This window comes from Olleya sediminilitoris, assembly GCF_016785945.1.
Classification (GTDB): domain Bacteria; phylum Bacteroidota; class Bacteroidia; order Flavobacteriales; family Flavobacteriaceae; genus Olleya; species Olleya sediminilitoris.
In genome coordinates, this window is record NZ_JAEMEF010000003.1 from 290,134 (window position 1) to 306,349 (window position 16,216).

General features: G+C 31.9%; 15 protein-coding genes. 2 read left to right on the forward strand and 13 right to left on the reverse strand.

The annotated features are described in order from the left end of the window. Window positions 1-221: 221 nt before the first annotated feature. The 7 genes from JAO71_RS05575 to JAO71_RS05605 form a co-directional block, all read right to left on the reverse strand. The gene (locus tag JAO71_RS05575; RefSeq protein WP_202999467.1) at window positions 222-1,004 is read right to left on the reverse strand and encodes an SDR family oxidoreductase; all 783 of its coding nucleotides are present in this window, start codon (window positions 1,002-1,004) and stop codon (window positions 222-224) included. Window positions 1,005-1,150: 146 nt separating this feature from the next. Then, a complete protein-coding gene (locus tag JAO71_RS05580) occupies window positions 1,151-1,471 on the reverse strand; it encodes a GIY-YIG nuclease family protein (RefSeq protein ID WP_028607374.1) in 321 nt (106 codons plus the stop codon). A gap of 69 nt (window positions 1,472-1,540) precedes the next feature. Then, complete coding sequence (locus JAO71_RS05585) at window positions 1,541-2,980, reverse strand: aldehyde dehydrogenase (RefSeq protein WP_202999469.1); 1,440 nt, start codon at window positions 2,978-2,980, stop codon at window positions 1,541-1,543. Window positions 2,981-3,061: 81 nt separating this feature from the next. Next, entirely contained in the window at window positions 3,062-3,496 is a 435-nt protein-coding gene (locus tag JAO71_RS05590; RefSeq protein ID WP_051419174.1) for a RidA family protein, read from the reverse strand. A gap of 266 nt (window positions 3,497-3,762) precedes the next feature. Continuing rightward, complete coding sequence (locus JAO71_RS05595) at window positions 3,763-5,160, reverse strand: FAD-dependent oxidoreductase (protein WP_202999471.1); 1,398 nt, start codon at window positions 5,158-5,160, stop codon at window positions 3,763-3,765. Window positions 5,161-5,242: 82 nt separating this feature from the next. After that, window positions 5,243-6,514 carry a kynureninase gene (kynU, locus tag JAO71_RS05600; protein WP_202999473.1) on the reverse strand — a complete coding sequence of 424 codons (1,272 nt, stop codon included), beginning with the start codon at window positions 6,512-6,514 and terminating at the stop codon, window positions 5,243-5,245. A gap of 173 nt (window positions 6,515-6,687) precedes the next feature. After that, complete coding sequence (locus JAO71_RS05605) at window positions 6,688-7,359, reverse strand: hypothetical protein (protein ID WP_116824185.1); 672 nt, start codon at window positions 7,357-7,359, stop codon at window positions 6,688-6,690. A 69-nt stretch (window positions 7,360-7,428) separates the two neighbouring features. Here JAO71_RS05605 and JAO71_RS05610 point away from each other — a divergent pair, with 69 nt between their 5' ends. Continuing rightward, the gene (locus tag JAO71_RS05610) at window positions 7,429-8,229 is read left to right on the forward strand and encodes a class I SAM-dependent methyltransferase (protein WP_116824186.1); all 801 of its coding nucleotides are present in this window, start codon (window positions 7,429-7,431) and stop codon (window positions 8,227-8,229) included. Here JAO71_RS05610 and msrA read toward each other — a convergent pair. The 3 genes from msrA to JAO71_RS05625 form a co-directional block, all read right to left on the reverse strand. Then, window positions 8,226-8,882, reverse strand: coding sequence for a peptide-methionine (S)-S-oxide reductase MsrA (msrA, locus tag JAO71_RS05615; RefSeq protein WP_028289622.1), 657 nt, complete (start codon window positions 8,880-8,882; stop codon window positions 8,226-8,228). The two genes, JAO71_RS05610 and msrA, sit on opposite strands and share 4 nt — an antisense overlap. A 139-nt stretch (window positions 8,883-9,021) precedes the next feature. Beyond that, window positions 9,022-9,804 (reverse strand): zinc ribbon domain-containing protein, encoded by a 783-nt coding sequence (locus JAO71_RS05620; protein WP_028289623.1) that lies wholly within the window; start codon window positions 9,802-9,804, stop codon window positions 9,022-9,024. Window positions 9,805-9,807: 3 nt separating this feature from the next. After that, window positions 9,808-10,902 (reverse strand): Nif3-like dinuclear metal center hexameric protein, encoded by a 1,095-nt coding sequence (locus JAO71_RS05625; RefSeq protein ID WP_116824188.1) that lies wholly within the window; start codon window positions 10,900-10,902, stop codon window positions 9,808-9,810. Between the two features lie 117 nt (window positions 10,903-11,019). Between JAO71_RS05625 and lpxK the strand changes: the two genes are divergently transcribed. Next, on the forward strand, window positions 11,020-12,024 hold the full coding sequence (gene lpxK / locus JAO71_RS05630; RefSeq protein WP_116824189.1) for a tetraacyldisaccharide 4'-kinase: 1,005 nt from the start codon (window positions 11,020-11,022) through the stop codon (window positions 12,022-12,024). Here the strand turns inward: lpxK and JAO71_RS05635 are convergent. From JAO71_RS05635 to lipA, 3 genes are read right to left on the reverse strand one after another with little or no spacing between them, the layout of a single operon-like run. Continuing rightward, the gene (locus JAO71_RS05635; protein ID WP_116824190.1) at window positions 12,017-14,248 is read right to left on the reverse strand and encodes an ATP-binding protein; all 2,232 of its coding nucleotides are present in this window, start codon (window positions 14,246-14,248) and stop codon (window positions 12,017-12,019) included. The two genes, lpxK and JAO71_RS05635, sit on opposite strands and share 8 nt — an antisense overlap. Window positions 14,249-14,298: 50 nt before the next feature. Next, window positions 14,299-15,291, reverse strand: a complete 993-nt coding sequence (gene gap, locus JAO71_RS05640) for a type I glyceraldehyde-3-phosphate dehydrogenase (protein WP_054851843.1) — start codon at window positions 15,289-15,291, stop codon at window positions 14,299-14,301. Between the two features lies 1 nt (window position 15,292). Continuing rightward, complete coding sequence (gene lipA, locus JAO71_RS05645) at window positions 15,293-16,171, reverse strand: lipoyl synthase (RefSeq protein WP_028289628.1); 879 nt, start codon at window positions 16,169-16,171, stop codon at window positions 15,293-15,295. Window positions 16,172-16,216: the final 45 nt, after the last annotated feature.

Below are 16,216 nucleotides of genomic sequence, written 5' to 3' on the forward strand. Positions count from 1 at the left end.
TAATTTTTATCATCCTAAACAAAATTCAGGATATTAATATATTTTGGGCGTTTCCCTAAATAGGGTCAGGCTTTTAAGGCTCGCTCTCTGTAAGGAGCTCAAACAAACCTTTCAAACCTTTAGGTTCACGAAATCAATATTTTAAAATATTAATCTGTGAGTAATCCTTAACGCAGATTCATCAATTCAATAAAATTAGTAATAATAAACGAAATAAAGAATTATAAACTCTTTGTTCTTCCACCATCAACCGGAAGATTAATTCCGTTAATATAACTCGCACGTTCGCTTGCTAAAAAGGTAATTGCATCAGCTAATTCTTCTGGTTTTGCAAAACGTTTTGCAGGCACAGCACTTTTCATGGCATTTGCAGATTCTTCTTCTGTTTTTCCTGTTTTAACAGATTTGTTTTTAATAATTTCAGCCAAACGATCGGTTCCTGTTGCTCCAGGTAACACATTGTTTACCGTAATACCAAATTGACCAAGCTCGTTAGCTAATGTTTTACTCCAGTTAGCTACAGCACCACGAATGGTATTACTCACACCTAAACCATCTAAAGGTTGTTTTACTGATGTAGAAATTACATTTACAATACGACCATAGTTTTCCTTTTTCATAAACGGAACCACTGCTTGTGCTAACACGTGATTACATTTTAAATGCTGAGTAAAAGCACCTTCAAACTCATCTACATCTGCCGAAAAAACAGGTCCTCCTTTTGGTCCACCTGTATTATTTACTAACACATGAAATCCGTGATTTTCGTTTATATAAGCTTCGATCTTTTCTTTTAAATCATTCGGGTTAGAAAAATCGGCAACTATATAATCGTGATTTCTATGTTGTGGTAGTTCTGTTAACGTTGCTTTTAACTTGTCTTCGTTTCTAGCAATAAGTGTTACTTGTACGCCTTCTTCAGCTAATGCTAAAGCGGTTGCTTTTCCTATTCCTGCTGTGCTTCCGCAAACTAGTGCGTATTTGTTGTTTAGTTGTAAATCCATAATCTTAGTCTAGTTGAGTTCAGTCGAGACATTGCTCTCAATTGATCATTATTTTTTATTTAGAAACCTATCGACTGCGCTCGAGGAGACAATCTTGTTTCAATTTGTAATTTGTGTTTTATGTCTGGTCGAGCGAAGTCGAGACCTTACTCGCTTTCTGTATTATATTTAGAATGAGTAGCATTTCTGCATTCTGATAAAATTTTTAATAAATCAAATTCACTATTAGCTAATGCATATTTCTTTTTTGCACTCCACTTTTTTATTTTCTTTTCAAAAAATATTGCTTGTTCAATATCGTTAAATTCTTGATGAAAAATTAACTTTAATGGTCTTCTTTTAAAAGTAAAACAATTTTTGTTTAATCCATTTTGGTGCTCTTCAAATCTTCTGGAAATGTTATTTGTAACTCCTGTGTAGGTTAAGTTATCTGAACATTGTAATATGTAAACATAATAAGTTTTCATAGTAGACCTCTCGACTGCGCTCGAGGAGACATTTCGTTTTAAATTATAAAATTCCCACTTTTATATAAACTAGTATTTTATACAAACATTTTTAGCTTCAGTAAAAAAGCGTAACGCTTCAAAACCACCTTCACGTCCAATGCCAGATGCTTTTACACCTCCAAAAGGTGTACGTAAATCACGCATCATCCAAGTGTTCACCCAAACTATTCCTGCTTGCAATTGGTTACTCATTTTCATGGTGCGTTTTAAGTTATTAGTCCATAATGTTGCAGACAAACCATACTTTACTTTGTTTGCCATTTGTAAGACTTCGTCTTCATTATGAAAAGGCATAATGGTAACTACTGGTCCAAAAATTTCTTCTTGATTTACTCTGCAGTCATCATTAGGTACTTCAATAACTGTTGGTTCTAAATAGTAACCGTTTTCAAAACCTGCTACAGTTACTTGGTTTCCTCCGCAAAGGATTATTCCATTTTCCGCTTTAGCGATATTTATATATTCTTTTACTTTTTCTAAATGTGGTTTGGATACTAATGCTCCAATATTAGTAGATACTTCCGATGGATGACCAACTTTTAAAGCTTTCACTTTATTAACAAAATCTTTCTTGAATTTTTCATAGATAGAAGCTTCTACAAAGATTCTGCTTCCGCATAAACAAATCTGACCTTGATTAGCAAAAGAGGAGCGAACCGTTGTATTTAACATATCGTCATAATCGCAATCTGCAAAAATGATGTTCGGGTTTTTTCCGCCTAATTCTAACGATAGTTTTTTAAACATAGGAGCTGCTACTTTTGCAATATGTGCTCCTGTTGCTGTTCCTCCTGTAAAACTAATCGCTTTTATATTTTCATGCTCTATAATGGCTTGTCCTGTTGAACCTCCTAAACCATGTACAATATTTAAAACACCTTTTGGAAGTCCTGCTTCGTTACAAATTTTACCTAACAAATAAGCTGTCATAGGTGTGACTTCACTTGGTTTGGCAACGACGCAGTTTCCTGCTGCAATTGCTGGAGCGATTTTCCATGTAAATAAATAAAGAGGAAGATTCCAAGGAGAAATACAACCTACAACACCAATGGGTTGACGTAGTGTGTAGTTTATTGCTTGATTAATGCTTTCGTGACTTTCACTAGCAAATTGTGTTATCGCATTACCAAAGAATCTGAAATTACTTGCTGCTCTTGGTATATCTACTGCTTTTGCTAAGCTAATTGGTTTTCCATTGTCTTTGCTTTCTGCTTTTGCAAAACGGTCTAAATTAGCTTCTAATAATTCTGAAATCTTAATTAAAATCCTACTACGTTCTTCTATGCTTGTTTGTGACCAGCTTGGAAAAGCAGATTTGGCGCTTTTATAGGCTTGCTCAACATCTTCTTTTGATGAGTTTGGAATTTGTCCGTAAACTTCTCCATTACTAGGATTGTAGTTATCTATCCAATGGTTTTGAATTGGATTGTGGAAGTTTCCGTTTATGTAGTTTTTAATGTTTTCCATTTTCTTTAGTCTGGTCGAGCGCAGCCGAGACCTATTTTAGTGACCTCTCGACTGCGCTCGAGGAGACATTAAATTTATATATTATTTACCAACATAAGCCATAACCTTAATCTCCACCACCAAATCTGGATGTGGTAATTGGTGTACAGCGACTGTGGTTCTTGTTGGTCCTGTTTCTTTGTCAAAAAACTCTGCGTAGGCTTTGTTGTAATCTGCAAAGTCATTCATGTTTACTAAAAACGAAGTCACATCAACTACGTTTTTTAAACTTGCTCCAACTTTTTTAAGATTGGTATCAATGTTTTTTAAAACTTCTTGAGTTTGTGTGTAGGCATTGAGCTTTTTGGTTCCCATTTCATCTATAATATCTACGCCAGCAATGCTGTTGTCTGCTCTACGCGAACTTGTTCCTGAAACGAAAATGAAATCTCCAACTTGTTTTACGTGTGGATATGCTCCTCTTGGTGTTACCTTCGTTCCTGCGGAAGCAGGAATCTCATTGTTTTTATTACTCATATTTTCTGTTTTATCTCTGTTCATTTTGCCTTGATGCAAAACGAACCAAAAAATCACAATCAAGCCAAGGAATTTTCAGTTTTGCAAACTGAAACCGATTTGAAAACTCCGCGTCGAACTGCGTTCTCCTGTTTTCGGAGCTTTTCTTCATCTATTCTTCGCCTTGATGTTTCAATTCTTTTGAATTGATTTGAGGGCTTTATAATTTACTAAGTTTATTTTTAAGCCCTAAATTTTTTTCATTTTGGCTAATTGCTAATTTTTAGTTACTTCAATCCAGCAATTTTATCTTCTTCTAAAATAGCTTCTGTTTCTTTTTGTACTTTTTTCAAGATGCTATTTAAGTCTTCGGTTGTTGTGATTTTTTTATCTACTAATAGATTTAAAATGGCTTTGTCTTGTGCTCTTCCTTTTGTCATTGCTGTGTGATAAGGAATGTCTTCTTTAAAAGTTACCATTGAATATTTTGAAAAATAATGGTTTGGAAATTCTTTTTCTAAAGCCATTTCAATAGCACGTTTTTCTTTAAAAATAGGATTAGCAACGTGATCACGCATTTCGTAATAGTTGTCTATAGCTAAATCTGCAATAGCATCTGTATCTGCTTTTCTAGTTTTTTCGTAGACTTTAAAAATAGTTTCCCAATCGCCTTCATGTTGGTCTAGAATAGCATCAAAAACGGTTACATCTTCAAAAGATGCGTTCATACCTTGTCCATAAAACGGAACAATAGCATGTGCAGCATCTCCAAGAATAACATTTTTGTTTTTGTAATGCCAAGGTGAGCATTTTATGGTTCCTAGTGCTCCTGTTGGATTATTAAAAAACTCATCTGCTATATTTGGTATTAATGCTAATGCATCTGGGAATTGCGTTTCAAAGAAGTTTTTAATGGTTTCTTCTGTAGTTAAATTATGGAAGTTATATTCACCTTCTTCATAACTTAAAAACAAGGTTACTGTAAAGCTTCCGTCTAAATTAGGAAGCGCAATTAACATGTAATCGCCTCGAGGCCAAATGTGAAGATAATCTTTACTTATAAGGTGTTGTCCTTCAGCGGAAGCGGGAATCTCTAACTCTTTATAACCATGTGTTAAATAGTTTTGTGAGTAGCTAAACAAAAATTTACGCTCTAAATAATAGCTTTTTCTAAGTGAAGAACCTGCTCCATCTGTACCAAAAACTACGTCTCCTTGTGCAGTAAATTCTTCTTTGGTTTTATAATCGTAAAAAGTTGCTGTGTTATTTTCAATGTCTACTCCTTTACATTTTTTATTGAAATGAATGGTTAGGTTATCGTATAAATCAGCTTCTGTCAATAATAATCCATTTAAATCTCCTCTAGAAATGGAGTTGATAAATTCGTTATCTCTTCCAGAATAATTGGAAGGAAAGGTGTTTCCTTCTGTGTCATGAACCAATCTTCCGTACATAGGAATACACAATGGTTTCACTTTGTCTTCAACACCTGCAAGTCGCATGGCTTTTAAACCTCTATCTGATAATGCTAAATTGATAGAGCGTCCAGCAGAAATATCTGTAATGCGTAAATCTGGTCTGCTTTCGTAAACATTTACGTTGTAACCACGTTGTGCTAGACGTAAGGCTAGGAGTGAGCCACAAAGTCCTGCTCCTATGATTAGTATATTATCTTTTTTACTCATATTGCTAGTCTCAACTTTGACTTAGTGTTAGGTTTTGTCATCCTGAACTTGATTCAGGATCTCATTATTTATTCTTTAAGAGTTATCTGTTTAGTATCTCTTTCAATTTTTCTACCATTTTATAGACATCTACAAAAGTGTTGTATAATGGTACAGGAGCACAGCGTATAACATCTGGTTCTCGCCAATCTGTAATGATATTTGCTTCGGTTAATTGTTTGTGCAAGTTTTTGTCTGCATCTTTTACTTGAATGGATAATTGACAACCACGCTCTTTAGGGTTGGTTGGTGTAATTATTTTAATTTTCTCGTTATTTAATTCATTAATTAAAAACTCGAAATAACCTGTTAGTTTTTCAGATTTCGCTCGAAGTGCATCCATACCAACTTCATTAAACATATCTAGAGAAGCTTTAATTGCTGCCATAGATAAAATTGGCGGATTACTAAGTTGCCAACCTTCTGCTCCTGGAATGATATCTAGAGGTTGTCGCATATTAAATCGTGTTGATTTATTATGACTCCACCATCCAGCAAAACGTTTTAAATCTTTATTATGTGCATGTTTTTCGTGTACAAAAAGACCACCTAAACTTCCTGGTCCAGCATTTAAATATTTATAAGTACACCAAGCCGCAAAGTCTACTCCAGAGTTGTGAAAATCTGGTTTTATGTTTCCTACTCCATGCGCTAAATCGATACCAACCATACAATCTTTAGCATGACCTAAATCTGCAATTTTCTTTATGTCTAAATATTGCCCTGTGTAATAATTTACGCCTCCGATAAGAAGTAAAGCAATTTCATCACCTTGTTCTTCTAAAATAGTTTCTAAATCGTCTATGTTTAAAAGTTCTTCCCCTTCACGAGGTTTCCATTCTATCACACCTTCACTAGCATTAAAACCATGAAACTCTAATTGTGTTTGTACTGCATACCTATCACTAGGAAAAGCGTCACTTTCAATTACAATCTTGTATTTTGTTTTTGTTGGTTGGTAAAAACTAACCATTAACAAATGTAAATTGGTGGTTAAGGTGTTCATGATAACCACTTCAATAGGTTTAGCGCCTACAATTTTAGCCATAGATTCTGTTAAGAATTCATGATAAGGCATCCAAGGATTTTTAGCTTCAAAATGACCCTCTACACCCAAATTTGCCCAATCTTCTAACTCTTGATTTATGTACTCTTTTGTAGCTTTTGGTTGTAAACCAAGGGAGTTTCCTGTAAAGTATAACCAATCGTTTCCGTCTTTATCTTTAGGAATATGAAATTGATTTCTGTAAGAAGAAATGGGATCGTTTTGGTCTTGAGATTTAGCAAAGTCTAGACCTTGTTTATAGTTGGACACGATGTGTAGTTTTTCGGGTTTACACAAAAATAAGAATTATTAATTTAGAAATGAAGTTGTATTTTGGTCATGAAAAAAGGCTTTATAAATAATTTATAAAGCCTTTTAAGTTTATAGTGACGCAATAAAGCGGAATTGTGTTATATACGATTGCGATTTATATTTTGGATGTTTTAACTCTGTGTTTTTATAATAATATTACTAAAAGATAAATTCCAATTTCCTTCAGCCTTTTTATGGTCTTTGGCAATTGTTATTCCGTTAAAGTCTTTGTGGTTTTCAAAAGTTGTTATCATAGATGGCTTTTCTGTATTTCCTTTTCTGAAAACCCACTCTTTGATAGTATAGTTTTTATCGTAATAAAAATCATAGGCATCACCAGGAGTGTAACCACCTTTATTGGAATAAGTAAGAGTTATTTTATTTAAAACGGTATCGCTAATTGGTGCTTTTTCTTTTGTAGCTTCAGAAATAGTTGTTCCGCTATCCCAAACTAATTGAAAAGGAGCTAAAAGCCAAAATTTATCATTTATAAAACCTTGATCAACTCTTAAAGATAAGCTGTCTATTTTAGATCTATTATAATTTATAGTGTCTTTTCCGGTAATTAAAGTAACGTTGTTTGTTTTAGGTTGCCATGACCAATGACGCTCAAAATGAGTACTGTCTTTGTCTACATTAAAGGTGAAATCTATTTGATTTACTGTGTTCCATTTGCTAATTCCGTGTGCATTTGCAATTTTTTCGGCAATGGATAGTGTTTTTTTAATGGGTTGTCTTTCAGTATCATTTTTACATGAGGTAATAAAAATGAAAAAAATAAAGTATAGAAAATATTGTTTCATTAGTAGCTGTTTATTTTCAAAGATAATCACATTAAAATAAAGTTTTATATTAGAAGAAAATATTATGTCATGACTAAATATAATCAATATTTTGAAGCTAATAAATTAACATGGAATACTAAGGTTAAAGTGCATTCTGAAAGTGATATGTATAATATCAAGTCTTTTAAAAAAGGAAAAAACACTTTAATGCATTATGAATTAGCAGCTTTGCCAAATATTGAAGGGAAACGTTTATTGCATTTACAATGTCATTTTGGACAAGACACCTTAAGTTGGAGTCGGTTAGGAGCTATGTGTGTTGGCGTTGATTTAAGTGACGAAGGTATTAAGCTAGCAAAAAGCTTAAATGAAGAATTGCATTTAGATGCTAAATTTGTGTGTTGTAATGTTTTGGATACATCAGCACATGTAAAAGAAGTTTTTGATATAGTATTTACAAGTTATGGTGTTATTGGTTGGTTACCTGATTTAAAACCTTGGGGAAAAATGATAGCAGAAAGATTAACAACTGGAGGTGAGTTTTATATGGTAGAATTTCATCCTATTGTATGGATGTTTGATTATTTAGAAAAAAAGCCAAAAATGAAATATGGCTATATGCAAGATGAGGTGATTTATGAAGAATATGAAGGGACTTATGCTGATACTGAATCTAAAATGATTACCAAAGAATATGGTTGGAACCATGGATTAAGTGAAGTTATTAATGCTTTAACAGAAGCAGGATTAAAAATTGAGTATTTAAATGAATACGACGAAAGCCCATATAATGTATTACCCGATTTAGTTGAAACTAAATCGGGTAATTATGTAACAAAAGATAAATTGTATCCTTTGATTTTTGAAATTAAAGCGACTAAACTTTAGTGTTTTTCTTTTAAAACTTCAGGCATCTTAGCTTGAAATTTTTTAAGTCTTGGTATAGACACACCTTGAATATATCTGTTTTCTGGATGTAGTTTTTCGTAATTTTGATGATAGTCTTCAGCAATCCAAAATTTTTGGAACGGATAAACTTCTGCAGCAATTTTAGCATTTAATTGTTTAGCTAAAGCTGCTTTTTTAGTGTCTATTATCTGTTTTTGTGTTTGGTCTTGGTAAAATAGTATTGAACGATACTGACTACCTTTATCTGGACCTTGTCCATTAACTTGTAATGGGTTTTGTGATGCAAAATACACGTCTACTAATGTTTTAAAGCTTACCACTTTTGGGTCGTAAATAACTTCTACAGCTTCTGCATGACCAGTTTTACCTGTATTGCTTTTTTCGTATGTTGGGTTTTTAGTGTGTCCTCCAGCGTAACCATTAATGACTTCGTCAACACCTTTTACGCTTTCATAAACAGCTTCTACACACCAAAAACAGCCACTTGCAAAATAGGCTTTTGCTTTACCGTTTTCTAACTTTACAGTTACGGGTTTAGCATTTTTAATAGCATCTTGTTTTGGATTAGTTTGTGCTTGATTATGACAGCTAAAAACTAAGGCTAAGAATAATAATGTGATTAATTTTTTCATGTTTTTCTTTTTCGTTTTTCTTTTTGTCGTTTAAAATATGAAAACATTAAGTTAGATTATCGTAAATGTTTCTTAAATAAAAGAATTAAGCATAAAAAAGCCTTTACAGTGTAAAGGCTTTTTTTATAATTTGAAAATGTTATACTAATTTAGAAAACATTTTTTCCATTTTAATTTTTTGCTCATCAGCTAAAGCTGCATCAACTAAGATACGTCCACTATGCTCATCCGTAATAATTTTTTTACGTCCAGCAATTTCCATTTGTACTTGTGGTGGAATTGTAAAGTATGATCCTCCTGAAGCACCTCTTTCGATTGGTACTACAGCTAAACCATTTTTTACGTTAGCTCTGATACGGTTGTATGCTTTAACTAATCTAGCTTCAATTTTTTTCTTATAGTCTTCAGACTTTTCTATTAAAGCTTTTTCTTCTTTTTCAGTTTCTTTTAGGATAGCATCTAACTCACTCTTTTTATGTTTTAAGTGTGTTTCACGCTCTTTGTTATGCTCTTTAGTTTTAGCGATAACTTCCTTTTTTTGCTCTATTTGAGCTTTAAATTCTCTGATATGCTTTTCAGCTAATTCAATTTCTAGTTCCTGAAACTCAACTTCTTTAGATAAAGAGTTAAACTCTCTGTTGTTTCTAACGTTTTGTTGTTGTTCAGAGTATTTTTTAATTAAAGCTTTAGATTCTTCAATTAAGTTTTTCTTGGCAATTATTTCAGCGTCAACAGAGCTTAAACTATCTTCTAGTTTTTCTAGTCTAGTTTTTAATCCTGTAACCTCGTCTTCTAAATCACTAACCTCTAAAGGTAATTCTCCACGTACGTTTCTTATTTCGTCAATTCTAGAGTCTATTAATTGTAAATCGTATAACGCTCTTAGACGTTCTTCTACGGTTACTTCTTTTGTCTTTGCCATATTTTAAAAATACTTAACAGGATTGGTATTTGTTTTCGATAAAATGAATGCAAAATTAGGAATTTTTTTTGTAAGTATTGCTACTAAACCGTTTTTTGTGTACTGTTCGCTTTCATAATGTCCAATATCTACTAATAAAATGTTGTTTTCTGCTTGAAAAAAATCATGGTATTTTAAATCTGAAGTTACAAAAACGTCCGCTCCTGCTGCTTTTGCTGCTTGTATAGCAAAACTGCCAGAACCACCAAGTACTGCTACTTTTTTTATTGGTTTATTTAGTAATTGTGAATGTCTAATGTGAGAAACTTTCATTTTATCTTTTAAATAGTTTAGAAATTCTGTTTCAGATTGTTGCGTTTCTAGTTCGGCAACCATTCCCATTCCTATATTTTGATTTGTATTTTCAATAGTTGTAATCTCGTATGCAACTTCTTCATACGTGTGATTTTTAAATAATGTGGCTAGTATTTTACTTTCTAAATGTCTTTCAAAAGTTATTGTAATTTGTGTTTCACTTTCGTTATGATCAGTTCCAATGCTTCCTTTAGATGGATTTGCATTGGAGTTTGCATTATATGTACCAACACCATTAACGTTAAAACTACAATTACTATAATTACCTATCTGTCCTGCTCCTGCTTTAAATAAAGCTTGTCTTAAAGTATCAGCTTCATTTTTTGGAGCGTAAGTTGTAAGCTTTTTTATGGTTTGCTTTTGCGGAATTAGTATGTTTTGATTAATTAATTGTAATTGGTTACAAAGCATAGCGTTTACTCCGTTTTTATCGTTGTCTAGGGCAGTATGAATAGCAAAAATTGCAATATTGTTTTTTATGGCTTTAAGTACTGTACGTTCGACGTAATTTTTTCCTGTTAAACTTTTTAATCCTTTAAATATTATAGGATGAAAGCTTAGTATAAAATTACAGTTTTTGGCTATAGCCTCATCAACTACTGCTTCTAGAGTATCCAATGTTACAAGTACATTAGTAATTTTAGTGTTTTTATCACCTACTAATAGCCCAACGTTATCAAAATCTTCGGCATAATTTAAAGGAGCGATGTCTTCAATATGATTAATAAGGTCTTTAATCAACATACTTTTTTGTCTTTATTATTTAAAACAAATATAAAATATTTACTTTCGTTACTATTATTATAAGCTACATTATGTTAACTGTAGTAGTCATATGTTTTAATTTTTTAAATCGTTTAAATGAAATTTTTACGCTCTATTTTATTACCTATTGTTCCAATTTATTATTTGGTGACTTGGTTTAGAAATTTGATGTATGATAAAGGTTGGAAGTCTACAAAATCTTACGATTTTCCTGTTATATGTGTTGGTAATTTAAGTACAGGAGGTACTGGAAAAACACCTATGGTTGAATATTTAATTCGCTTATTAAAAGACGACGTAAAATTAGCAACTTTAAGTAGAGGTTACGGTAGGAAAAGTGAAGGTTTTGTTCTTGGTAGTCCAAAGTCCTCAGCATTAGATTTAGGTGATGAGCCTTTTCAGTTTTACAATAAGTTTAAAGAAACTGTTTTAGTTGCAGTTGATGCAAATAGAAGAGAAGGTATAGATAAGCTATTACAACATAATATTAAACCTGATGTTATTGTTTTAGATGATGCCTATCAACACAGAAAAGTAACAGCAGGTTTTACTATTTTATTAACAACATTTAATAACTTGTATTATAAAGATATTGTTTTACCAACTGGTAATTTACGCGAACCCAGAGCAGGAGTTAAACGTGCAGATTTAATTGTAGTTACAAAATGTCCCAATAATTTAGATAATGAAGTTAAAGAAAAAATAAAATCTAAAATTAAACCACAACAACATCAACAAATATTTTTTAGTAATATAAATTATAGTACTTCTGTTTTTAGTAAAAATGGTAATAAAGCACTTAGTGCAATGTTGCCTTTTACTTTAGTAACCGGAATTGCTAATGCTAAGCCTTTAGTGAAATTTTTAAATAATGAAGGTTTTAACTTTGAACACTTAGAGTATAAAGATCATCATACATTTACCGAAAAGGATCTTACAGATTTATCAAAATTAGAATGTATATTAACTACTGAAAAAGATTATATGCGTCTAAAAGATGAATTTATGGTAAATGATAAATTATGGTACTTGCCAATACATTTAACCTTAGATAAGCAACAGCAATTTGATGATGCAGTAAAAAGTTTTGCAATTAAGTAGCAGTGCTATCAGATAAATTTAAGGCATTGTAAAGTTTTTTCTCAAAATCTTCTTGTTTGAAAGGTTTTGAGATTATGTCTGTAAATCCAGCATCATCAAATTCTTGCATCTTGTCTTCAATGGTAACAGCAGTCAATGCAAAAATAGTTAAATCGGTATCAAAAGTTCGGATGATTTTTGTGGCTTCCATACCGCTAATTCCTGGCATGTGTATATCCATTAAAACCACATCATATTTAGTGTTTTTAACTTTGTCTACTGCATCTTCACCATTATCAACTACATCACAATATAGTTTCATTTTGTTAAGGATTTTTTTTGTAATCATTTGATTAATCTTATTATCCTCTACTACTAATATTTTAATATTGTTAAGTTCTATTTCGTCAATTTCATTGAAATAATTTGCTTTTTGCTCGACAATTATTTCGTTACTCTTCTTCATAGGTATTTCAAAGTAAAACGTGGTACCAGTTCCCAGTTCACTTTTCATATAAATTTTTCCTTTTAAAATATCAATTAGTCCCTTAACAATAGAAAGTCCAAGTCCTGTTCCTCCATATTTTCGGTTGATTTGGATTGAGCCTTGAGAAAAGCTTTCAAACATGTTTTTTTGTTTTTCTTGACTTATCCCTATTCCGTTATCTTCAACTTCATAACGTACAACATAGTCATCTCCATCTTGTTGGTGTTTAATAATCCTAATCCATATATCTCCATTTTTAGTAAATTTAATGGAGTTACCGATTAGATTTATTAGTATTTGAGAAATTTTTAATTGATCAGCATTAAAGTTAGTTGGTAAGGTTTCATCATATTCTAAATGTAGTTTGATGTTATTATCTAATGCAGAATTGTTTAAAGCTGAAATTACATTTTCAGCTTTCTTTTTTAGATTAAAAACCTCAGGTTCTATATCAACTTTATTAGCTTCAATTTTATTAATTTGAAGTATGTCATTAATGAAGGTTAATAAATAGTCCCCTGAAAATTTTAATGATTTTAAATGTTGAATTTGAGCTTGTTTTGGGTTTTCTTCTAATAGCATGTTTGTTAAACCTGTAACTGCATATAAAGGTGTTCTTAACTCATGAGTTACTGTAGATAAAAAGTTAGCTTTAGTTTTTGTTGCAAGCTCAGCTTTTTCCATTGCTATAGTTAATTCTGCATTTTTTTTATGCAAAATATTATTAGATTTTAATCTAATATTATTGTTTTTGTACAGTGATAGTGTAAGCAGAGATAAAATAGTAATTAAGGCAATACTTAAAATGGTGGTTAATTTTTCTAACCAAGTAGAACTGGCTTCTTTTTCTAAATCCGCTTCTTTTTCTTTTTGGTACTCAATTGGACTGCTATACTGTTTGTCTAATCTTTTGTCTGCAGATAAATAACTTCTTTTAATTTTTAAAATAGAATCGTTTAACTTAATGTGCTTTAATAAGTAGGTGTTAGCTTTTTTGTAATCTCCTCTATTGGTGTGAATGTCACTAAGTATTTTGTAAGCCTTATTAATTAAGTTTGGGAAATTTTCAAGTTTTGCAATTTCAAAACCTTCATTTATATCAATTTCTGAGTTTGCAAAGTCCTGTAGTTTAGCTTCCGTCTCTCCTAAGCTTAAATAGGCACTACTTAATATTTTTTTGTTTTTGTAGCGTTTAGCTAAATCTTTAGCGTCTTCAAATTGGGTTTTAGCTTCAGTGTAATTTCCTAAATTAAATAAAGCTTGTCCTATGTATAACTTGCTTTCTGCTTCAAATTCAGAAAGATCATGTTTTTCAAAAATTTGTTCTGCAGAATTAAAATAGTCTATTGCTTTTTCATACTCCTTTCTTGATAAATAAATATTACCAATGGTTTTGTAAGTTTCGGCAATATTAATATCGTCCTGAGCAAAACGTTGTTTTTCAACTGCTTTTGATAAAGATTGCATAGCTTCCATTGGCTCTTCAATAATGTATTGAATTTTACCAATTTTAGAATATATTAAACCTATGCTTCTGTTATCGTTTATCTGTTTAGCTAATTGTAAGGCATCATCAAGATCTTTTTGCGCCTTGTAAAACTCGTTATTATCAATGTTAGTCTGCGCAAAGCTAATATTGAAATTAATTTTACTTTGTATATTTTCCTTTTGTTTTTCACTGATATCTTGCGCGTTTATGTTAATGCTTACAAGACTGAAAATCAAGCAGGTTAAAATATTTGTAATTTGAAATTTCATTCATTAGATTTATGTAACAAATATAAATATTTATCCGATAAATGTTTTTTTTATTCTGATAAATTGAAAATCAGATCAATAATTCGGCTTGAATACCCTGTTTCATTGTCATACCATCCTATAATTTTGACCATATTACCTATAACAGATGTCATTTGAGAATCAAAAATACAAGAGTGTGTATTACCTACAATATCAATTGAAACTATAGGGTCTTCAGTATACTCTAAGATGCCTTTATATTTTGTGTGAGAGGCATTATTAAAAGCTTTGTTTATGGCATCAATACTAACTGTTTTTTTAACATTAAAAGTGATGTCTGTTAAAGAGCCATTAGCAACAGGAACTCTAATACCACAGCCACCAATAACCTCTGATAAATCAGGGAAAATTTTGGTTAATGCTTTAGCTGCTCCTGTAGTAGTAGGTACTATGCTCTGACCTGCAGCTCTTGCACGACGTAAATCTCTGTGAGGTTGATCATGTAGACTTTGGTCTGTTGTGTAAGAGTGGATAGTCGTTATGTAAGCTTGATTAATACCACATAACTGATTGATAATATCAATCATAGGTGCTGCATTGTTTGTGGTACAAGATGCGTTAGAAATTATGGTTTCATCACCATCCAATTCTTGTTGGTTAACACCAAGAACAATAGTTTTAATATCATCTTCAATAGCAGGAACACTTAAAATAACACGTTTAGCACCATTATTTATATGGTGTTGTAAATCTTCTGAGGTTTTAAATTTTCCTGTAGATTCTATTACAAAATCAGGCGTAAAGTTGGACCAATCAATTGTTTTTGGATGTGTTTGATTTAGCAGTGGTACTTCTTGATTGTCAACAACAATCATATTGTCTTTAGCAGATATCTTTGCAGGGAAAACACCATGAATACTGTCGTATTTTAATAAATGACTTAGCGTTTTGGTGTCAGCTAAATCATTAATAGCAACCACCTTTATTTCTGGGTTGTTATGTAGCAATCTAAAGACGCGTCTACCTATACGACCAAAGCCATTTATGGCAACCGTAATCATATTAATTAATGTGTTTTTGAGCCTTATATGACGATCGCACTAATGCGCTACTTTCAACATGTCTAAAGCCTAGTTTTAATCCAATTTCTTCGTATTCTTTAAATTCGTCTGGTAAAACAAAACGCTTAACAGGTAAATGTTTTTTACTAGGTTGAAGGTATTGTCCAATAGTTACAACATCTACGTCGTTATCGCGTAAATCATGTAGCGTTTGTATAACTTCTTCACGCTCTTCACCAAGACCTAACATAATACCAGATTTTGTACGACGTTGACCTTGTTGCTTAAGGTATTTAAGTACACCTAAACTTCTTTCGTACTTTGCTTGTATACGTACTTCTCTAGTTAGTCGTTTTACGGTTTCGATATTATGAGATACTACTTCTGGAGCAACATCAATAATACGGTCAATATGCATTTCTTCACCTTGAAAATCAGGTATTAAGGTTTCTAGAGTTGTTTTGGGATTCATTCTTCTAACAGCATTAACTGTTTCTGCCCACATAATGCTTCCCATATCTTTTAAATCATCTCTATCAACACTTGTTAAAACAGCGTGTTTAATACCCATAATTTTAATAGATCTAGCAACTTTTTCGGGTTCATCCCAATCTACATCCTCTGGACGACCAGTTTTTACACCACAAAATCCACAAGATCTAGTACAAACGTTTCCTAAAATCATGAATGTAGCAGTACCTTCTCCCCAACATTCTCCCATATTTGGACAACTTCCAGAGGTACAAATAGTGTTTAAGCTATATTTGTCTACTAATCCTCTTAGTTCTGTGTATTTTTTACCAGTAGGTAATTTAACACGCAGCCATTTTGGTTTAGGTTCTCTTTTTGGTAATATATTTGATGCAGTTTCTGTATTCATAATTGCAATTTTCTATAAGCAAAGATACGAAGTATTTTGTTTAAA